The sequence below is a fragment of the Erwinia aeris genome, from assembly GCF_041224955.1.
Classification (GTDB): domain Bacteria; phylum Pseudomonadota; class Gammaproteobacteria; order Enterobacterales; family Enterobacteriaceae; genus Erwinia; species Erwinia aeris.
The window spans coordinates 84,072-104,139 of record NZ_JBGFFX010000007.1; the positions used below are offsets into that span (position 1 = coordinate 84,072).

20 protein-coding genes are annotated in these 20,068 nt (G+C 57.8%); 7 read left to right on the forward strand and 13 right to left on the reverse strand.

The genetic code is table 11. From position 1 onward, the window contains the following. Positions 1-86: 86 nt before the first annotated feature. From ptsH to crr, 3 genes are all read left to right on the forward strand, one after another. Positions 87-344, forward strand: coding sequence for a phosphocarrier protein Hpr (gene ptsH, locus AB6T85_RS12920; RefSeq protein ID WP_125289603.1), 258 nt, complete (start codon positions 87-89; stop codon positions 342-344). A 185-nt stretch (positions 345-529) separates the two neighbouring features. Continuing rightward, positions 530-2,257 carry a phosphoenolpyruvate-protein phosphotransferase PtsI gene (ptsI, locus tag AB6T85_RS12925; RefSeq protein ID WP_253459478.1) on the forward strand — a complete coding sequence of 576 codons (1,728 nt, stop codon included), beginning with the start codon at positions 530-532 and terminating at the stop codon, positions 2,255-2,257. Positions 2,258-2,300: 43 nt separating this feature from the next. Further along, the gene (gene crr / locus AB6T85_RS12930; RefSeq protein WP_125289601.1) at positions 2,301-2,804 is read left to right on the forward strand and encodes a PTS glucose transporter subunit IIA; all 504 of its coding nucleotides are present in this window, start codon (positions 2,301-2,303) and stop codon (positions 2,802-2,804) included. Positions 2,805-2,852: 48 nt separating this feature from the next. Here the strand turns inward: crr and AB6T85_RS12935 are convergent, their stop codons facing one another. From AB6T85_RS12935 to AB6T85_RS12985, 11 genes are all read right to left on the reverse strand, one after another. Continuing rightward, positions 2,853-3,536: a GntR family transcriptional regulator gene (locus AB6T85_RS12935; protein WP_253459474.1), complete on the reverse strand. Its 684-nt coding sequence runs from the start codon at positions 3,534-3,536 to the stop codon at positions 2,853-2,855. Positions 3,537-3,593: 57 nt separating this feature from the next. Next, the gene (locus AB6T85_RS12940; protein WP_301251990.1) at positions 3,594-4,943 is read right to left on the reverse strand and encodes an ATP-binding protein; all 1,350 of its coding nucleotides are present in this window, start codon (positions 4,941-4,943) and stop codon (positions 3,594-3,596) included. Continuing rightward, the gene (locus AB6T85_RS12945) at positions 4,940-5,620 is read right to left on the reverse strand and encodes a response regulator transcription factor (protein ID WP_253459466.1); all 681 of its coding nucleotides are present in this window, start codon (positions 5,618-5,620) and stop codon (positions 4,940-4,942) included. Before AB6T85_RS12945 ends, AB6T85_RS12940 begins: the two co-directional genes overlap by 4 nt. A gap of 168 nt (positions 5,621-5,788) precedes the next feature. Further along, on the reverse strand, positions 5,789-6,679 hold the full coding sequence (cysM, locus tag AB6T85_RS12950; RefSeq protein WP_253459463.1) for a cysteine synthase CysM: 891 nt from the start codon (positions 6,677-6,679) through the stop codon (positions 5,789-5,791). A gap of 74 nt (positions 6,680-6,753) precedes the next feature. Then, positions 6,754-7,848, reverse strand: a complete 1,095-nt coding sequence (cysA, locus tag AB6T85_RS12955) for a sulfate/thiosulfate ABC transporter ATP-binding protein CysA (RefSeq protein ID WP_253459460.1) — start codon at positions 7,846-7,848, stop codon at positions 6,754-6,756. Further along, a complete protein-coding gene (gene cysW, locus AB6T85_RS12960; RefSeq protein ID WP_253459457.1) occupies positions 7,845-8,705 on the reverse strand; it encodes a sulfate/thiosulfate ABC transporter permease CysW in 861 nt (286 codons plus the stop codon). The genes cysA and cysW overlap by 4 nt, the downstream gene beginning before the upstream one ends. Continuing rightward, the gene (gene cysT / locus AB6T85_RS12965) at positions 8,705-9,538 is read right to left on the reverse strand and encodes a sulfate/thiosulfate ABC transporter permease CysT (protein ID WP_253459455.1); all 834 of its coding nucleotides are present in this window, start codon (positions 9,536-9,538) and stop codon (positions 8,705-8,707) included. The genes cysW and cysT overlap by 1 nt, the downstream gene beginning before the upstream one ends. Further along, the gene (locus AB6T85_RS12970) at positions 9,538-10,554 is read right to left on the reverse strand and encodes a sulfate ABC transporter substrate-binding protein (protein WP_253459453.1); all 1,017 of its coding nucleotides are present in this window, start codon (positions 10,552-10,554) and stop codon (positions 9,538-9,540) included. Before AB6T85_RS12970 ends, cysT begins: the two co-directional genes overlap by 1 nt. A gap of 345 nt (positions 10,555-10,899) precedes the next feature. Beyond that, positions 10,900-11,511: an RpoE-regulated lipoprotein gene (locus tag AB6T85_RS12975; RefSeq protein ID WP_253459451.1), complete on the reverse strand. Its 612-nt coding sequence runs from the start codon at positions 11,509-11,511 to the stop codon at positions 10,900-10,902. A gap of 94 nt (positions 11,512-11,605) precedes the next feature. Next, positions 11,606-12,058: a DUF2919 domain-containing protein gene (locus AB6T85_RS12980; protein ID WP_253461253.1), complete on the reverse strand. Its 453-nt coding sequence runs from the start codon at positions 12,056-12,058 to the stop codon at positions 11,606-11,608. A 19-nt stretch (positions 12,059-12,077) separates the two neighbouring features. Next, positions 12,078-12,503 (reverse strand): GNAT family acetyltransferase, encoded by a 426-nt coding sequence (locus tag AB6T85_RS12985; protein WP_125289591.1) that lies wholly within the window; start codon positions 12,501-12,503, stop codon positions 12,078-12,080. Between the two features lie 276 nt (positions 12,504-12,779). On the opposite strand from AB6T85_RS12985, the gene amiA reads away from it, so the two are divergent. The 4 genes from amiA to tkt all read left to right on the forward strand — a co-directional run bounded on the left by amiA (position 12,780) and on the right by tkt (position 18,001). After that, positions 12,780-13,640 (forward strand): N-acetylmuramoyl-L-alanine amidase AmiA, encoded by an 861-nt coding sequence (amiA, locus tag AB6T85_RS12990; protein ID WP_253459449.1) that lies wholly within the window; start codon positions 12,780-12,782, stop codon positions 13,638-13,640. 48 nt (positions 13,641-13,688) lie between these two features. Next, positions 13,689-14,597 carry an oxygen-dependent coproporphyrinogen oxidase gene (gene hemF / locus AB6T85_RS12995; protein ID WP_253459447.1) on the forward strand — a complete coding sequence of 303 codons (909 nt, stop codon included), beginning with the start codon at positions 13,689-13,691 and terminating at the stop codon, positions 14,595-14,597. A gap of 359 nt (positions 14,598-14,956) precedes the next feature. After that, entirely contained in the window at positions 14,957-15,907 is a 951-nt protein-coding gene (gene tal / locus AB6T85_RS13000; RefSeq protein ID WP_253459445.1) for a transaldolase, read from the forward strand. Between the two features lie 93 nt (positions 15,908-16,000). Further along, positions 16,001-18,001 (forward strand): transketolase, encoded by a 2,001-nt coding sequence (gene tkt, locus AB6T85_RS13005; protein WP_253459443.1) that lies wholly within the window; start codon positions 16,001-16,003, stop codon positions 17,999-18,001. On the opposite strand, the gene AB6T85_RS13010 is transcribed toward tkt, so the two are convergent. Next, complete coding sequence (locus tag AB6T85_RS13010; protein ID WP_253459441.1) at positions 17,998-19,377, reverse strand: heavy metal sensor histidine kinase; 1,380 nt, start codon at positions 19,375-19,377, stop codon at positions 17,998-18,000. The two genes, tkt and AB6T85_RS13010, sit on opposite strands and share 4 nt — an antisense overlap. Then, positions 19,370-20,050 carry a response regulator transcription factor HprR gene (hprR, locus tag AB6T85_RS13015; protein WP_369895782.1) on the reverse strand — a complete coding sequence of 227 codons (681 nt, stop codon included), beginning with the start codon at positions 20,048-20,050 and terminating at the stop codon, positions 19,370-19,372. The genes AB6T85_RS13010 and hprR overlap by 8 nt, the downstream gene beginning before the upstream one ends. Between the last annotated feature and the right edge of the window lie 18 nt (positions 20,051-20,068).

Genomic DNA, 20,068 nt, shown 5'->3' on the forward strand with positions numbered 1-20,068 from the left:
GGACCTGCGCGAGACATTCAGGCCAAAGCGGCGCCGCCAGGCTAAGCTTTGGAATAACGCCAAATAAATTAAGTTGGGGAAACAACATGTTCCAGCAAGAAGTCACCATTACCGCGCCTAACGGTCTACACACTCGCCCTGCCGCTCAGTTTGTTAAAGAAGCCAAGGCTTTCGTTTCTGAAATCACCGTGACCTCTAACGGCAAATCCGCCAGCGCCAAAAGCCTGTTTAAACTGCAGACGCTGGGCCTGACTCAGGGCACTGTCGTGACGCTTTCCGCCGAAGGCGAAGACGAGCAGAAAGCCGTTGAGCACCTGGTCAAACTGATGGCCGAACTCGAATAAGCGTCAGCTTTTTCTACGCGACAGGCACTTTATTGCAACATAATTGATCGCGGACAGCATGTCCGCGTTGTTGTTTTAATACAGTGGAGCGCCTGTCAGATGCGGGTGGCCGCCGGGTTTCTCGCCGGTGCCGGGTTCGCCGCAGTTTCTCGCTCGCGATTATCAGTAATTAAAAAGGTAGGGTTATGATTTCAGGCATTTTAGCATCACCGGGTATCGCTTTTGGCAAAGCGCTTCTGCTGAAAGAAGATGAAATAGTCATCAACCGGAAAAAAATTACTACCGACCAGGTTGAGCAGGAAGTTCAGCGTTTTCTCGATGGTCGCAGCAAGGCTGCCGCGCAGCTTGAGGCGATCAAAACCAAAGCCGGGGAGACCTTCGGCGAAGAGAAAGAGGCCATCTTTGAAGGCCACATCATGCTGCTGGAAGATGAAGAGCTTGAGCAGGAAATCATAGCCCTGATTAAAGACGAGCTGGCCTCAGCCGACTCGGCCGCCCACTCCGTGATTGAAGGCCAGGCGAAAGCGCTGGAAGAACTGGACGACGAGTACCTGAAAGAGCGCGCCGCCGACGTGCGCGACATCGGTAAACGTCTGCTGCAAAACATTCTCGGCCTGCATATCGTCGATCTCAGCGCCATTGCCGAAGAAGTGCTGCTGGTTGCCAAAGATCTGACGCCGTCTGAAACCGCGCAGCTGAACCTGAACAAAGTGCTTGGGTTTATTACCGACCTGGGCGGCCGTACTTCCCATACCTCCATCATGGCGCGCTCGCTGGAGCTGCCGGCCATCGTCGGCACGGGCGACGTAACCAGCCAGGTGAAGAATGGCGATTATCTGATTCTGGACGGCGTGAACAACCAGGTTTACGTTAATCCAACGCCGGAGCAGATCGACGAACTGAAAGCTATTCATACTCAGTACGTGACGGAAAAGAACGATCTGGCCAAGCTGAAAGATCTGCCTGCGGTAACGCTTGACGGTCATCAGGTTGAAGTCTGTGCCAACATCGGCACCGTGCGCGATGTAGCTGGCGCGGAGCGTAACGGCGCGGAAGGCGTGGGCCTCTACCGTACCGAATTCCTGTTTATGGATCGCGACTCGCTGCCGAGCGAAGAAGAGCAGTTCCAGGCCTACAAAGCCGTGGCGGAAGCGATGGGTTCGCAGGCCGTTATCGTACGCACGATGGACATCGGCGGCGATAAAGATCTGCCCTATATGAACCTGCCAAAAGAAGACAACCCGTTCCTCGGCTGGCGCGCCATCCGTATTGCGATGGATCGCCCGGAAATCCTGCACGCCCAGCTGCGCGCCATCCTGCGCGCTTCCGCTTTCGGCAAGCTGCGCATTATGTTCCCGATGATCATTTCCGTTGAGGAAGTGCGCACGCTGAAGGCCGAGCTGGAAACGCTGAAGGCGCAGCTGCGTGAAGAAGGCAAAGCCTTTGACGAGCAGATTGAGGTCGGCATTATGGTGGAAACGCCAGCTTCAGCCGCAATCGCGCATCATCTGGCTAAAGAAGTCGATTTCTTCAGTATCGGCACCAACGACCTGACGCAGTACACGCTGGCGGTCGATCGCGGTAACGATCTGATTTCGCATTTGTACAACCCAATGACCCCTTCCGTGCTGACGCTGATCAAGCAAGTTATTGACGCATCTCATGCTGAAGGGAAATGGACAGGGATGTGTGGTGAGCTGGCAGGCGATGAACGTGCTACACTACTGTTACTGGGAATGGGGCTGGACGAATTCAGCATGAGTGCCATTTCTATCCCGCGCATCAAAAAAATTATTCGTAATACGAATTTTGAAGATGCTAAGGCGTTAGCAGAACAGGCTCTGGCTCAACCGACAGCGGAAGAGTTGATGAACCTGGTCAACAAGTTCATTGAAGAAAAAACACTCTGCTGAGATCCAGAAGCGCTGGCCAAATATTACTGCTTAGGAGAAGATCATGGGTTTGTTTTCAAAACTTTTTGGCGATAAGTCAGATACCGCATCTGGTGCCATTGAGATCGTGGCACCGCTGTCCGGCGAAATCGTAAACATTGAAGACGTGCCGGACGTGGTATTTGCGGAGAAAATTGTTGGCGACGGTATCGCAATCAAACCTGCCGGCAACAAAATGGTGGCGCCTGTTGACGGCACCATCGGTAAAATCTTCGAAACCAATCATGCATTTTCCATTGAATCGGACAGCGGCATTGAGCTGTTCGTTCACTTCGGGATTGATACCGTTGAACTGAAGGGTGAAGGGTTTAAGCGTATCGCTGAAGAAGGCCAGAAAGTGAAGAAAGGTGACGTGATCATCGAATTCGATCTGCCTTTGCTGGAAGAAAAAGCGAAATCTACGCTGACGCCGGTGGTGATCTCTAATATGGACGAGATCAAAGAGCTGGTTAAGTTGACGGGTAGCGTTACCGTGGGCGAAACACCGGTGATCCGCATCAAAAAGTAAGCCGTGCCTGTCTGAAAGGTCGCCTGAGCAATCAGGCGGCCTTTTTTTTCAGGCTAACGCATCGCGCAGGCTGGGCACTTCTTCTATCTCATCCAGCGACAGCTGTAGCTCAAGTTCATGCATATGATGATGCATCAACTGCTGTGCGCGGTGGTTGTCACCCGCCTGCAGCGCAGCGACTATCGAGCTGTGCTGTTCGCAGTGGCTGGCCGGATCCTCATTGCGCTGGTAGAGCGCGACAATCAGCGAGCTGCGTACGGTAAGATTGGTAAGAATTTCGCTGAGCACGCGGTTATCGCTGATTTCCGCCAGCAAAAGATGGAACTGCGACAGCTGCCGTACAATTTCCAGGCGGTTATTGCTGGCAATTGCCTCTTTCTCCGCCTGTCGCTGCGCGATCAGCTCAGTCTGATAGCGCTGCATCTGCTGCGTGGTGATACCGGCTATAATGGCGTTCTCTACCGCTCGCCGGGCGGTAAAGACTTCCCGGGCTTCGCGCGCTTCCGGTTTGGCGACCATCGCGCCGCGATGCGGTTCAATGGTGACGATATGCTGCATCGCCAGACGCTGTAGCGCGCTCTGCACGTGATTGCGGTTGGCCACCAGCACCTCGACAATCTGGGCTTCGATTAACCGTGTGCCCGGCTTAAGCCGATGCTGCGCAATGGCGTTGGAGATGGCATCCACAATCCGCTGCACTTCCTGTTGCTTACTGGACGACGCTTTATTCATCCTTTACCTCATAAATGCGAATAAAAGGTGTCGGACAATGATAGCACCCTCGTTAAGCTAAGCCACCCAGTGCGGTAGCTTCAGCGTCAGTTCCAGCCCGCCGTTTTTACCGTTCACCGCGCTGACCTCGCCCTGATGCGCCAGGATCACCTTACGCACAATTGATAGCCCCAGGCCGTAGCCTTTGCCGGATAGCGGCGAATTCACGCGCACAAAGGGATCGAAAATGCTGGAAAGCTTGTCCGCATCCACGCCGGGGCCCTGGTCGCTGACGCCGATGGTGAGCCAGCCGCTGTCCTGCTGTAGCGAGATCCTGACCTGCTGCCCCTGCCCGGAAAAACGCAGCGCGTTACGCACCACGTTTTCCACTGCGGAACGGATCAGCTTGGCGTCGCCTTTAACCGTGTAGTCGCCGTTCTGGTCCGCATTCAGCATGATTTCCACGCCGGAACCCTGAGCCTCGTAGCGCGCATCGTTGGCGACCGCCTCCAGCAGCCCAAGCAGATCGAAATACTGCTCGTCCGGCAGGCTTTGATGCTCGGCGCGCGACAGCGTCAGCAGCTCGCCGATCATCTTATCCAGCCGCCGCGCCTCTTCGTCGATCCTGTCGAGCGATTGCCCTACCGACTCCGGCGTTTGCCGCGCCAGCCCGGTCGCCAGCTGAAGACGCGCCAGCGGCGAGCGCAGCTCGTGAGAAACATCGTGCAGCAGCTCCTCGCGCGCCTTAACCAGCACGGAAAGGCGTTCAACCATGGCGTCAAAATCCTGCGCCACCACCGACAGCTCGTCATGCCGCCGACGCATTTTGGGAAACAGCCGCACGGAGAGATCGCCTTTGGAGACGCGATCGAAACCTTCTCGCAGCTGACGCATAGGTCGGGTCAGGTTCCACGCCAGAAACAGGCTGAACAGCAGCCCGCCGCCGCCCGCCATAAACAGCATGGGTTCAGGAATATTCAGAAAGCTGCGGTGGCCACCGGCCATATGGCTGTCTTCGCGCAGCCCCTGCACGTCGTAGCGCAGCTGATACTGCTGACCATCGGCACCGGTCACCCATTCGATCACTTCTTTCGGGAACTCGCCGGGCCGTAAATCGCGGTTAAGGTCGCCGTGCGGTAGCTCCTGCGGCGGCTTTTTCATCACCTGTACCGAGAAGAAGCGGCGATCGTTGGCGGACCAGTCCGCCATCATATCGTTGAGCGCATCCATGCCGCCGCGCTGCAATACCGAGACGGCCGAGGTCATCTGCAAATTAACGATGCGCCGGGCCGCCAGGTTTTCCGGCGGTTCGTGGTGCCGGCCATACAGGGAAAAGCTCAGCCACAGCAGCTGGCTCATAATCAGAAACGTCAGCCAGAAACCCAGCAGGATCTTCCAGAAGAGCAGCCCACGAAAGCCCGCCGTCATCGGATGCGATAGCCGATGCTGCGAACGGTTTCGATGGTGATGGCGTCACAGGTTAAAGCGGAAAGCTTCTGGCGGATATTGCTGATATGCACGTCCACGCTGCGATCGTAGGCTTCGCGAGGACGACCCAGCCCCTTTTCCGACAGCTCATCTTTAGAAACCACGCGATCGGGCGAGCGCAGCAGCAGATCCAGCAGATTAAATTCCGAAGCGGTGAGATCGAACGGCTGCTTCTGCCATTCGCTGATGCGCGTGGCCGGGTTTAGCGTCAGCTCGCCCCAGCTGACCACTTCACGGCTTTCCACCACCACCGGCTGTTCTTCAACGCGGCGCAGCACGGCGCGCAGCCTGGCGACCAGCTCGCGCGGATAGCAAGGTTTAGGCATATAGTCATCGGCACCCATTTCCAGGCCGATGACGCGATCGATATTGTCACCCTTCGCCGTCAGCATGATGACCGGCAGGCGGCTACTCTGCCGCACCTGACGCAGCACATCAATGCCGCTCATATCCGGCAGCATGATGTCCAGGATCATTGCGCTATAGCCGCCCGACATCGCCCCTTCAATCCCCGCTTTGCCGCTCAGTACCAGCGTGGCGTCAAATCCTTCGGCAATCAGATACTGGCTGAGCATGGTGCCCAGCTCCAGATCGTCATCAACCAGTAAAATTTTCATGCGTTATCTCTCTTCAGGCCAGGCGCTATTTTCACCTGTTGCTCAAACAATAGCAGCAGGTTTTACCCAATCCTTACAGTGTAACGGCATGAGCACAAATTGAGCGGCCCGAAAGCGTGGGCCTGCCAGGAGGGAGATCGGGCTGGCGTATGCACGCCGATAGAGGGATCAGTCTGGTGACGAATGCACGCCGGTAGAGAGGTACCTGTCGCCACGATCGCAGACGATAGCGACAATAACGCTGCCGGGCTGCTCTTGCGCAATACGCAGCGCGCCGGCCACCGCCCCGCCGGAACTGACGCCGCAGAAAATGCCTTCACGGCGCGCCAGCAGGCGCATGGTTTCCTCCGCCTCCTGCTGGGTCATATCCAGGATACGGTCGATCAGCTCCGGTCGATAGATGGCGGGAAGATAGGCCTGCGGCCAGCGGCGAATGCCGGGAATGCTGTTGCCTTCGGCAGGCTGTAATCCCACGATAGCTATCGTTCCGCTTTGCTCTTTCAGATAGCGTCCCACGCCGGTGATGGTGCCGGTAGTGCCCATACTGGAAACAAAGTGCGTCAGCCTTCCTGCGCTTTGCTGCCAGATTTCCGGGCCGGTGGTAACGTAGTGGCCCAGCGGGTTATCAGGATTGTTAAACTGATCGAGCACTTTGCCCTCTCCGCGCGCTTCCATATCGCGGGCCAAATCGCGCGCGCCCTCCATGCCCAGCTCGCGGCTTACCAGCAGCAGCTCCGCGCCGTAGGCCCGCATCGCCGCCTGACGCTCCATGCTCATGTTATCGGGCATCAGCAGCTTGATACGGTAGCCTTTCATCGCGGCGATCATCGCCAGCGCGATGCCCGTATTGCCGCTGGTCGCTTCGATCAGCATATCGCCGGGCCGGATTTCGCCACGCCGCTCCGCCTGCTGGATCATCGACAGCGCGGCGCGATCTTTGACCGAGCCGCCGGGGTTATTGCCCTCAAGCTTCAGCCAGATTTCGCTGCCGTTGTCTGGCGTCAGCCGCTGAAGCTTGATCAATGGCGTGTTGCCGATGGTGTGTTCGAGCGTGGTCAAGTGATGGTTCCTGAAGAAGGCCTTACCGGCAAAAAAGGTCAGGCATAACCTGACCCGGATGGCGGTAGAAAATATCAGGCGCTCTGCGCAAAGGCAACCTGCCGCAGCGGCGTATCGCCTTTATAAAGGCGCGCCTGTTGCAGGCCGACAAAAAGACGCTCGCCGCGGATCGGCGCGGTTTGCTCGCCTTCCATCACTACGGTGATCGGTTCATGCTGCTCACCCCAGCCCGTGGGCTGTGCCACCAGCTGCCAGTAGTGGCCGCGCGGGCTGACTTCCAGCACCTGCACCGGCAGCGGCGTTTCCAGGCTGCTCTGGCGGCTGACGTCGATTTCCCACGGGCGCAGGAACAGTTCGACCGCACCCTGGTGCGCTGGCGCATAGCCCAGTGGCCAGCGATGCGCGCCGACATGGAACTGCGAACCGTGCACTTCAGCATCAAAGCGGTTCACTTCGCCCAGGAATTCCAGCACGAAACGGGTGGCCGGATCGCGCCATACTTCATCCGGCGCGCCAGCCTGCTCGATATTGCCCTGGCTCATCACCACCACGCGATCGGCGACTTCCATCGCCTCTTCCTGATCGTGGGTAACAAAGACGCTGGTGAACTTCAGCTCTTCGTGCAGCTGTCGCAGCCAGCGGCGCAGCTCTTTACGCACCTGCGCATCCAGCGCGCCAAAGGGTTCATCAAGCAGCAGAATTTGCGGATCGACCGCCAGCGCACGCGCCAGCGCCACCCGCTGTTTCTGACCGCCGGAAAGCTGTGCCGGGAAACGCCCGGCCAGATGTCCCAGCTGCACCATCTCCAGCAGGCGCGTGACTTTTTCTTTAATGGCCGCCGCAGAAGGACGCTCGCGGCGCGGCAGCACCGTCAGTCCAAACGCGATATTGTCGAATACCGTCATATGGCGAAACAGCGCATAGTGCTGGAATACAAAGCCGACGCGACGGTCGCGGGCGTGCAGCCGCGTCACATCGTTGCCGTGAAAGCTCAGACGGCCGCTGTTCTGGCTCTCCAGACCGGCGATAATACGCAGCAGCGTGGTTTTCCCGGAGCCGGACGGGCCCAGCAGCGCCACCATCTGACCAGAAGGGATATCCAGCGAAATATCGTTCAGCACTTTAGTCCGGCCAAAGGATTTGTTGATGTTACTGATTTCAATGCTCATTGTTCCCCCTCCCGTTGCGCGCGGCGTTCTAAACGCCATTGCAGCGCGCTTTTCAGAAACAGCGTGACTATCGCCATCAGGGTCAGCAGCGCGGCGGCGGTAAAAGCGCCCACGCTGTTGTAGTCCTGATGCAGCAATTCTACCTGTAGCGGCAGCGTGTAGGTTTCGCCGCGAATCGATCCCGAAACCACCGAAACCGCGCCAAACTCGCCAATCGCGCGCGCGTTAGTTAATACCAGGCCGTACAGGAGCGCCCAGCGGATATTTGGCAGCGTAACGCGCCAGAACATCTTCCAGCCGGAGGCGCCAAGCAGCACCGCGGCTTCATCTTCGCTGCTGCCCTGGCTCAGCATCACCGGCACCAGTTCGCGCACCACAAACGGACAGGTCACGAAGATAGTGACCATCGCCATACCCGGCCAGGAGAACATCAGCTGAATGCTGTGCTCGTCCAGCCAGCCGCCCGCCGGGCCGTTTACGCCCCAGAACAGCAGATACATCAGCCCCGCCACCACCGGCGACACGGCAAAAGGAATATCAAACAGCGTCAGCAGCAGCTGGCGGCCGGGAAAGGTGAAGCGCGTCACCAGCCAGGCCAGCAGCGTGCCGAACACCAGGTTAACCGGCACGGTGATCAGCGCCATCAGCACGGTCAGCCAGATGGCGTGCAGCATGTCGCCATCTTTCAGGTTGCTGAACATCGCCGTCACGCCGTCGGAAAAGGCGCTGGCGAAAATAGCGATAAGCGGCACCACCAGCAGGCCGAGCGAGACGATCATGCCCGTGGCGATCAGCAGCCATTTGCCCCAGCGCGGACGCTCGCGTCCAACGTGATTCAGTTCGGTAACGTCAGCCATTATTGACCTCCAAGACGACGGCCAAAGCGGCTTTGTAGAGTGTTAATCGCAAACAGCAGCAGCAGCGAGGCGGCCAGGATCACTGAAGCGATGGCGCTGGCTGCCGGATAGTCGAACTCCTGCAGACGCACGAAAATCATCAGCGAGGTCACCTCGGTTTTCCAGGCGATATTACCGGCAATAAAGATCACCGCGCCGAACTCGCCCAGGCTGCGGGTAAAAGAGAGCGCCGTGCCGGCCAGCAGCGCCGGGCCAACTTCCGGCAGCACCACGCGGCGGAAGCTCTGAAACGGCGTGGCGCCGAGGGTTTCCGCCGCCTCTTCATATTCCGGGCCAAGCTCTTCCAGCACCGGTTGCACCGTGCGCACCACGAAAGGAATGCTGGTAAAGGCCATCGCCACGGCGATCCCCAGCCAGGTGTAGGAAACTTTAATATCGAACTGCGCCAGCCACTGCCCGTACCAGCCGTTCACGGAAAAAAGCCCGGCCAGCGTCAGGCCTGCTACCGCCGTCGGCAGCGCAAAAGGCAGATCCATTAAGCCATCCAGCAGCGCGCGCCCCGGAAAACGGTAGCGCGTCAGGATCCAGGCCATCAGCATGCCGAAAAAGGCGTTAAACACCGAGGCGACGCCCGCCGACAGCAGCGTCACCTTATAGGCGGCAATCATCTGGGGATTGGTTACCACATCCCAGTACTGTGCCAGCGTCATCTCAGACAGCTGCATCAGCAGCGCGCTGATCGGCAACAGCAGGATCAGACAGGTAAAAAACAGACTACTGCCCAGGCTCAGTCCAAAGCCGGGCAGCACGCGCTTACTTTTAGTGGCAAACATTACTCACGTCCCGCTGCTAACAACTTATCCAGTTCGCCACCGCTGGCGAACTGCGTTTTCATGACCTGCTCCCAGCTGCCGAATACCTGTTCCACGCGGAACAAATCGACGGCCGGAAAGCGCTGCCGCTGCTGCGCCATCAGCTCAGGATTATTTACGCGGTAATAATATTGAGTGATGATTTTCTGCGCCGCAGGCGTGTAGAGATAGTTCAGGTACGCTTTGGCCGCTTTTTCCGTATGGTTGGCCGCCACGTTTTTATCGATCCATGTGACCGGGAATTCCGCCAGCACGTTGCTGTGCGGGACAATCACCTCAAAATCCTGCTGCGGGTACTGATTACGGATGGTATTCACTTCCGACTCAAAACTGATCAGCACGTCGCCAAGCCCGCGCTCGACGAAAGTGGTGGTCGCGCCGCGCCCGCCGGTATCAAAAACCTCGACGTTTTTAAGGAACTGCGCCATAAACCGTTCGGTTTTTGCTTTGTCGTGTCCGTCCGCTTTATCCGCCGCGCCCCACGCCGCCAGCCAGGTATAACGACCATTGCCGGAGGTTTTTGGATTAGGAAATATCAGCTTTACGTCGCTTTTGACCAGGTCGCGCCAGTCATGGATCTGCTTTGGATTGCCCTTGCGCACCAGAAAAGCCATGGTGGAATAGAAAGGCGAGCTGTTGTTGGGCAAACGCTGCTGCCAGTCCGCCGGAATGAGGTTGCCGCGATCGTGCAGGATCTGCACGTCGGTCAACTGGTTATAGGTTACGACATCGGCTTTCAGGCCCTGCAAAATGGCCAGCGCCTGTTTGGACGACCCGGCGTGTGACTGCCTGATCGTCAGCTTGTCGCCGCCGTTTTGCTGCGCCCAACGCTGTTCAAAAGGCGTGTTCAGGGCCGCAAACAGTTCGCGTGAGACATCATAAGAGCTGTTCAGCAGCTCTGTCGCCTGGGCTGACCCGGCCAGCAGCAGCAGAACGGCGCCGCTACAGATTTTTTTCAGTGTGGTCATGCTGTTCATCCCGGAATGATGGCCCGTCTCACGGCCTGAGAGGGTTCAGTTTATTTATAACCACACGAAAAGGAGTAACTGTTTTATATACCGTTTGGTGATTTGGAAGTTTAAAAAGCTATAAGCGGGCGGGACAGGTTATGCAGCGGGCAGAAATAGAAAGCCTGTTTGAAGCAACGATCGCGCAAGGGGAACACCATGTCCAGGGAACTGTCGCGGATACGCCGGGCGGCGTGTGCTGGCTGCGCGCGTGGAACGATCGGGAAAGGGACAGCAAGCGCAATGACTATCCCGATCTGTTTCTGATAACGGTAGCGGCGGCTATCTGTCCTGTGACACACAGCCGCAGGCCAATCAGCGGCGCCAGACGATCTGGCTTACCTGCCATTTCTTCAGCGTATCATCAGACGGCAACAGCCCTTCCGGCCCGTGCCATTCGCCGGTAAAGACGTAGCTGATATGCTGGCTGTCCGGCGCGCGGCACTCTACTCCCTTGCCGCCAGCCGCCTTCTGACAGGCACCGAAAGCGCGGCTATAGAGGTCGCTAAAAGGCGTGCCGATCTTCACACCAGAGGTAGTCTGGATGCTGTCATCCATCACCCGCACCTCGCTGACGCTGGTTTCGCCCGTGATTTCCAGCTTCACCTCTTTGCCGTCGAGCGCCTGGAAGAAGGTGATAACCTTGCCGTTTTCGCCGCGCATCCCTTTACGTATCTGATAGTCGTCGTTCAGCGCTTCGCCAACCGCCTGCTCGTTCATCGCGGTCGCGCCGTTCAGGCCGCCAACGCCCTGCTCGCTGACCTCAGTAGCAGAACCGAACCAGTGCCAGGGCGAGAGGCTGGACCAGGAATAGGTCAGCGGGTTCCACCAGGTGGCCCCGTGAGTGGCCGGTGCGGCGTCGCCGGAACTGGCGCAGCCAGCCAGCATAACGGCCGCGGCCAGGGCTAAAGGACGAACGGTTTTCATGAAAACTCCTGACAAAAAGAGAGGCGGCTGCCATAGCACAACGCCTTTTACGGCAGCCCCAAAGAAAGGTTGGAGTACGGATCGGCAGAAAAGTTTATTCGAGGTGCTGCTCTGGCGCAAAACAGTCGCGCAGCCGCGCGCTGAAGGCAAACCAGCCCAGCGCCAGCAGATCGAAACCGGTAAACAGGATCATCCACGGCGACAGCGTGTCCTCGCCCAGCCAGAGGCTGGCGAACTGCACGCAGAGCATCACGGCCAGCGACAGGCAGAGTACCCAGCGCCACGCCTGCCAGAGCCGCGGCAGACGCTGGCGATAGCCGGTCAGCAGCAGCCCTACCGCCGCAGGCACGCCCAGCGCAATGCCCGTCCAGAACGCGCGCGTATCCGGATAGAACAGCGCCAACAGCGCCGTGCCCTGATCGCGAGAGGCACCGGCCATAATAAACAGTAGCCAGGTGCGCGCCTGCAGCAGCAGCACGCCCCAGAAGGCCAGCGGCAGCTTCAGCTGGCCTTTGGCATCGTAGTCGTCGGGCGTGTAGAGGCACATGGCGGAACGGTCGGCTGGCTTAATATTCGCGGTCTTCAATCAGGCGCTTACCAAGTAACATGCTGTCCTGCGTCTCGTAGTCCAGCTTTTCATAGAAACCCAACACCGCGTCGTTCTCTTCCCGCACCATCACGTTGATTTTCGGACAGCCGCGCGCAATCAGCTTTTTTTCAAGCCGGTTGATCAGCGCATTGGCGAAGCCACGGCCCTGATAGTCGGGATGCACGCCCAGATAGTAGGCTGAACCGCGATGGCCATCATAACCGCCCATCAGCGTACCGACCACGGCGCCACCGACCACCGCCACCAGAAACAGGTCGGGATCGTGATTAAGTTTGCGCTCAATATCCATTTCCGGATCGTTCCACGGGCGCAGCAGATCGCAGCGTTCCCACAGGGTGATCACTTCTTCAAAATCGTCCTGGCTAAATACGCGAATTTCCATAGCGTTGTCCCAGATGTTAACCACAATTCGCTGATTATCGCGGTTTCTTTCGCGGGCGCAACCCTCCGAAGAGATAATTGCCTGAAAGTGGCAGAAAGCGGCTACATAATCCCCAGATAGCGCGCGATCGCTTTTCCAGCTGGCTGCATGAGCAGTGAATTTACGCTGCCGTTAGCGGCCTGAAATAAAAAGTAAAACGTTGAAATAGTTCCCGCCTCGCTGTCGTCTTATTGTTACGATATAACAGTAAGCACTTTGCGCCCTGAGGATGTTGTAATGAAAAAGTTTGGCCCGATGACCCCGCTTACTTCCCGCCGTCAGCTGCTGCTTTCCGGCCTGGCGCTGGCGCTGCTGGGCGGCAGTGCCGCCAGGGCAAAAGAAGCACCGCTTAAAACAGCATCCGCGCACGGGGCCACGCCGCCTAAAGCAAAGGGTAAAAGGATTGTGATGATCGATCCCGGCCACGGCGGCATCGATTCTGGCGCGGTAGGTGAAGAAGGTTCGGAAGAAAAACACGTGGTGCTGGAGATAGCCGGACATATCCGTCAGATGCTGAGCGATCATCCTCATATCGAGGCGCGACTGACGCGGGATAACGATCGCTTTATCCCGCTGGGCGAGCGCGTGGAAATTGCACACCAGCACGGCGCCGATCTTTTTATGTCGATACACGCCGACGGTTTTACCAGCCCCGATGCCAACGGCGCTTCGGTTTTCGCCCTTTCTAACCGTGGTGCCAGCAGCCGAATGGCCCGCTATCTGTCCGAGCGCGAAAACGCTGCCGATGCCGTGGGCGGCGTCAAGGTAGCGCAAAAGGATCACTATCTACAGCAGGTGCTGTTTGATTTGGTGCAGACCGATACGATTAAAAATAGCCTGACGCTGGGCAAGCACGTGCTGAGCCAGATCCGGCCGATTCACCATTTGCACAGTCAGCATCCCGAGCAGGCCGCTTTTGCCGTGCTGAAATCGCCTTCTATCCCTTCGGTGCTGGTGGAAACCTCTTTTATTACCAACCCCGCCGAAGAGCGCTTGCTGGGCACCACCGCTTTCCGTCGGAAAATCGCCGGCGCTATAGTGGATGGCGTTATCAGCTATTTTAATGAGTTCGATGCCAACAACCGCCGCCCCGGCTAGGGCATTTTGACGTATACTTCGCGCGTCATTTTACAGTCAGGCAAAACCATGAATACACCCGATATCGCCCTGGTAAAGCAGTTTCTGCTCAGGTTACAGGACACAATCTGTCAGCAGCTGGCGCAGGCTGACGGCAAGGCGCAGTTTGCGGAAGACAGCTGGACGCGCGAAGGCGGCGGCGGCGGCAGAAGCCGCGTGCTGCGCAACGGCGCGGTGTTTGAACAGGCTGGCGTTAACTTTTCTCATGTGCACGGCGACCAGATGCCCGCCTCCGCCACCGCGCACCGGCCGGAGCTGGCCGGCCGCAGTTTTGAAGCGATGGGCGTATCGCTGGTGATCCATCCGTCCAATCCTTACGTGCCCACCAGCCACGCCAACGTGCGCTTTTTTATTGCCGAAAAGCCGGGCGCCGACCCGGTATGGTGGTTCGGCGGCGGTTTCGATATGACGCCTTACTATGGCTTTACGGAAGACGCGGTGCACTGGCATCAAACCGCGGCCGATCTCTGTCAGCCCTTTGGCGAAGAGGTCTATCCGCGCTACAAAAAGTGGTGTGACGACTATTTCTTTATTAAACACCGTAACGAACAGCGCGGCATCGGCGGCCTGTTTTTTGACGATTTGAACACGCCGGATTTTGACCACTGTTTTCGCTTTATGCAGGCGGTCGGCGAAGGCTTCCTGAACGCTTATTTGCCGATAGTGGCGCGGCGCAAAACGCTGCCGTGGGGCGAGCGCGAGCGCCAGTTCCAGCTTTACCGCCGTGGCCGCTATGTGGAGTTTAACCTTGTGTGGGATCGCGGCACGCTGTTTGGTCTGCAGACCGGCGGCCGTACCGAATCCATTCTGATGTCGATGCCGCCGCTGGTACGCTGGGAATACGACTACCAGCCGCAGCCGGGCACGCCGGAAGCCGCGCTGTACACCGATTTCCTGCCGGTTAAAGCCTGGATTTAACATTGATATAGCGAGCCGGAAGCCGCCGCTCGCTATTTTTCCCCTCGCCTTCCCCAAAAATGTAGCAGCCAGTGCTGCCGCCTGCCGTAATCCTGAAGAAGTGCTACACTTTCAGGTACCGCGTTTTACCAGCCATTGGGCTAACCCATTGCAACAATCAGAGAAAACGCATTCCCATTACAGGACGTCTGATGCAATGTTTGGCCTGAGAATAATCCACCGCGTCGGAAGCCGGCCCTGCGTAAATGCACAGGATTGCGGCCCGGTTCGTTCGCTATTGGGCTTTGTAGCCCGGCGACAGCCGATGTTCCGGCACGGTCATCATTAGTTTTGCAGATTGCCCATCAAGGAGCCATGAGATGAACCAGCTAGACGCACTGAAACAATACACCACCGTGGTGGCGGACAGTGGCGATATCGAATCTATTCGTAATTATCACCCTGAAGATGCCACCACCAACCCATCTCTGATCCTGAAAGCCTCCAGCCTCGACTCTTACAAGCACCTGATCACCGACGCTATCGACTACGCCAAAAAACAGGGCGGCAGCAAAGAGACGCAAATCATCAACGCCAGCGACAAAGTCAACGTCAACCTCGGTATGGAAATCCTGAAAAGCGTGCCTGGCCGCGTTTCTACCGAGGTGGACGCTCGCCTGTCGTTTGACCGCGGCATGTGCGTGACCAAAGCCGAGAAGCTGGTGAGAATGTACGAAGACAACGGTATCGACCGTTCACGTATTCTGATCAAGCTCGCTTCCACCTGGGAAGGCATCCGCGCGGCGGAAGAGCTGGAGAAAAACGGCATCAACTGTAACCTGACGCTGCTGTTCTCCTTTGCCCAGGCGCGCGCCTGTGCGGAAGCGGGCGTGTTCCTGATTTCGCCGTTTGTCGGCCGTATCTACGACTGGTACAACACCCGCAAGCCGCTTGACCCTTATGTGGTGGATGAAGATCCAGGCGTGGTTTCCGTTCGTAAAATCTACGAGTACTACAAGCAGCACCGCTATAACACCATCATCATGGGCGCCAGCTTCCGTAAAACGGAACAAATCATCGCGCTGGCGGGCTGCGATCGCCTGACTATTTCACCAAACCTGCTGGAAGAGCTGCAGGCCAGCGACGCGCCGGTTGAGCGCAAGCTGACGCCGTCAACTGAAGCTTTCCACCAGCCTGCTCCGCTTTCTGAATCGGAGTTCCGCTGGGAGCACAATCAGGATCCTATGGCGGTAGAAAAACTGGCCGAAGGTATCCGCCAGTTTGCCGTTGACCAACAGCACCTGGAAGACGTGCTGGCCGCTAAGCTGTAATTTCGTTCACGGGCCTCCCCGACGCGCGTCGGGGAAAGTCGCCCGACGTTTATTTGCCCAGTTCGTCCCCCCAAAAATATCAGGGAGAAAAATATGTCTTCACGTAGAGAGTTGGCTAATGCAATCCGTGCGCTGAGTATGGATGCGGTGCAAAAAGCCAAATCGGGTCACCCAGGCGCCCCAATGGGCATGGCAGATATTGCAGAAGTGCTGTGGCGCGACTTTTTGCATCACAACCCGACTAACCCTGCCTGGGCCGATCGCGACCGTTTTATCCTTTCCAACGGTCACGGCTCCATGCTGCTGTACAGCCTGCTGCACCTGAGCGGCTATGACCTGCCGATTGAAGAACTGAAAAACTTCCGCCAGCTGCATTCCAAAACGCCGGGCCACCCGGAAATCGGCTACACGCCAGGCGTGGAAACCACTACCGGCCCGCTGGGTCAGGGTCTGGCCAACGCCGTGGGTCTGGCGATTGCCGAACGCACGCTGGCCGCGCAGTTTAACCGTCCCGATCATGAGATCGTCGATCACCATACCTATGTGTTTATGGGCGACGGCTGCCTGATGGAAGGTATCTCGCATGAAGTTTGCTCGCTGGCCGGCACGCTGGGCCTTGGCAAGCTGATCGGTTTCTACGATCACAACGGCATTTCGATCGACGGCGAAGTGGAAGGCTGGTTCAGCGATGATACCGCCAAGCGTTTTGAAGCCTACAACTGGCATGTGATCAGCGAAGTAGACGGTCACGACGCCGAAGCGGTAGCGAAAGCGATCAAAGAAGCGCAGAGCGTGACCGATAAGCCTTCTCTGATCATCTGCCGTACCATTATCGGCTACGGTTCGCCAAACAAAGCCGGTAAAGAAGAAGCGCACGGCGCGGCGCTGGGCGATGAAGAGATCGCACTGACCCGCAAACAGCTGGGCTGGAACTATCCGCCGTTCGAAATCCCGCAGGAAATTTACGCACAGTGGGATGCCAAAGAAGCGGGCCAGCAGTATGAGAAAGCATGGAACGACAAGTTCGCAGCTTATAAAGCGGCTTATCCGGAACTGGCGAAAGAGTACGCTCGTCGTATGGATGGCGGCATGCCGGAAAACTGGCAGCAGGAAACGCAGAAGTTTATCGAAGAGCTGCAGGCTAATCCGGCGAAAATCGCCAGCCGTAAAGCTTCCCAGAACTCGCTGGAAGCCTATGGCAAGCTGCTGCCGGAATTCCTGGGCGGTTCCGCTGACCTGGCGCCAAGCAACCTGACTATCTGGTCCGGTTCCAAATCGATTAAAGACGACCTGGCGGGTAACTATATCCACTACGGCGTGCGCGAATTCGGTATGACCGCTATCGCTAACGGCATCGCGCATCACGGCGGCTTTGTGCCTTACACCGCTACCTTCCTGATGTTCGTCGAGTATGCGCGTAACGCCGTGCGTATGGCGGCGCTGATGAAGGCGCGTCAGATCCTGGTCTACACACACGACTCCATCGGTCTGGGCGAAGATGGCCCGACGCACCAGCCGGTTGAGCAGATCGCCAGCCTGCGCGTTACGCCAAACATGAGCGTCTGGCGTCCTTGCGATCAGGTAGAAACCGCCGTGGCCTGGAAACACGCGATTGAGCGCCACCACGGCCCGACCGCGCTGATCCTTTCCCGTCAGAACCTGGCGCAGCCGGAGCGTACCAAAGAGCAGCTGGAAAACATCTCTCGCGGTGCCTACGTGCTGAAAGATAGCGAAGGCACGCCGGAAGTGATCCTGATCGCAACCGGTTCTGAAGTGGAAATCACGCTGGGCGCGGCAGCAAAACTGACCGCCAACGGCCATAAAGTTCGCGTGGTGTCTATGCCTTCAACCGACCTGTTTGATAAGCAGGATCTGGCCTATCGCGAATCGGTGCTGCCTTCCGGCGTTACCGCTCGCGTGGCGGTGGAAGCGGGCATCGCAGACTACTGGTATAAGTATGTCGGCCTGAACGGCGCGATTGTCGGGATGACCACCTTTGGTGAGTCCGCACCGGCAGAGAAGCTGTTTAACGAGTTTGGCTTCACGGTGGAAAACATCGTCAGCCATGCAGAAAAACTGCTGAAGCCTCACTAAGCCTGTTCTCCTGCCCGCCCCTGGCGGGCAGGAGTCTCACCGCCCAGCCTGATACCAAACAGATTTTCCCCTTCGCGATGCTGATACCAGGCGTAGCCGCCGTGCAGTTCCGCAATAGCTTTAACCAGCGCCAGACCCAGTCCCGATCCCACGCTGTTGCGCGCCTCGTCTCCGCGCCAGAAGCGCTCAAATAATTTTTCCGTCTCCGCCAAAGGCTCACCCTTATTACCCACGGCTATATCGACAGCTTCTCCTGTCGCCTCGGTTTTTATGCGAACCAGCGTGTTTTCCGGCGCGTGGCGAACGGCATTGGTAATCAGATTGACCAGCGCCCGCTGAAACAGCATTTTATCGGCCTGAATATCGCCTTCCGCCTCCAGCGCAAAACGTAGCCCTTTTTCTTCCGCCAGCGGCTCCAGAAAATCGGTGATATTTTCCAGCGTGTCGGGCAGCGAAAAAACCTCTTTTCTGAGCGCCACGTTGTGGTGATCGGCTCTGGCCAGGAACAGAATGTTGTCGGTCAGGCGAGAGAGATTCTCCAGCTCTTCGATATTTCCTTCCAGCAGCTGCTGGTACGCTTCCGGCGTGCGCTCCTGCCCCAGTGCGACCTGATTCTGGCTGAGCATCACGTTGACCGGCGTGCGGAGCTCATGTGCCAGATCGTCGGCAAATCGGGTCAGCCGGGTAAAATCGTGCGCCAGGCGGCTGCGCATCACGTTAAGCGCCTCGCCCAGCGGCAGCAGCTCGCGGGGCAGAGTATTCAGTGGAACGCTGTCAGAAAGCCTGTCGGCGTGGGTGGCCGCGGTGATTTTGCTGAGCGCGCCTATGGCTCTTAGTCCCCGCCGGATCAGCAGAGGACTCAGGATAGCCCCAAGCATCAGCGCAGCCAGGCACACCAGCAGGCTTTCCTGGCGATACTGCTCCAGCATTTTGGCTCTTTCGCGCGCCAGCCGCGCTACCGTCAGCGTCACCGCGCCGCCGTTCGATTCGCCTTGCAGACTGAGAATGGTTAGCTCTTCACCTTCTTTGGTGCGCTGTCGGCGAAGCACGCCCGGCTGGTTTTCTGCGGTCAGCGCCGCCAGCCCAATGCCCGTCTGGTTAATCGTCACGTCCGGCCCCGCAGCCTGACGGATCAGCAGGATATCCTGCTGCGTGTCCACCATGCGGCTGAAATAAAGCGGCAGCATTTCCGGCTTCGCGCCATCCTGCAACAGCTGGCGCAGCTGAAGCGCCCGATTAATCAGCGTGCGATCGTCACGCCAGATCAGCTCGTGGCGTAACGCGCCGTAAAGCGTCAGCGTGATGCCGCCGCAGGCCGCCGCCATAATCAGCACAAAAATGATCGTGAGTCGGGCCGTCAGCGAGATCTTACGCATGCGGTTCTCCCGGCTCTGCCAGCCGGTATCCCATCCCGCGCACGGTGTCGATCAGTTTCGGCTCATAGGGGTCGTCTATCTTGCGGCGCAAACGGCGGATGGCTACGTCAACCGTGTTCGTTTCGCTGTCAAAATTAATGCCCCAGACCTCGCTGGCGATTAGCGTTCTCGGCACTATTTCTCCGCGTCGGCTGGCAAGCAGCCACAGCAGCGCGAATTCTCTACGGGTCAGCGCGACCGATTCGCCCTGCCGGCTGGCCGTCTGCCGCACCGAATCCATGACCAGATCGCCAACCGTCAGCACCGCTTGTGTAGGGTGATTCTGGCGCAGCTGCGCTCTGATGCGGGCCAGCAGCTCGGCAAAAGAGAAAGGTTTGACCAGGTAATCATTGGCGCCCAGCTCCAGCCCTTTAACACGATCGTTTACCGAATCTCTTGCCGTCAGGCAAATTACCGGCGTGGCGCGGGCGGTACGCAGCGAGCGTAATACCTGCCATCCGTCCATGCCGGGCAGCATGATATCCAGCACGATAAGCGCATAGTTCTGGCTCAGGGCCAGGTGCAGTCCGTCGCGGCCGTCGGTGACGCTGTCCACCACAAATCCGGCTTCGCACAGGCCCTGACAAAGCCAGTCGCTGGCTTTCTGGTTATCTTCAATCAGCAATAGTTTCATAAGCACAAGTCTGCCACG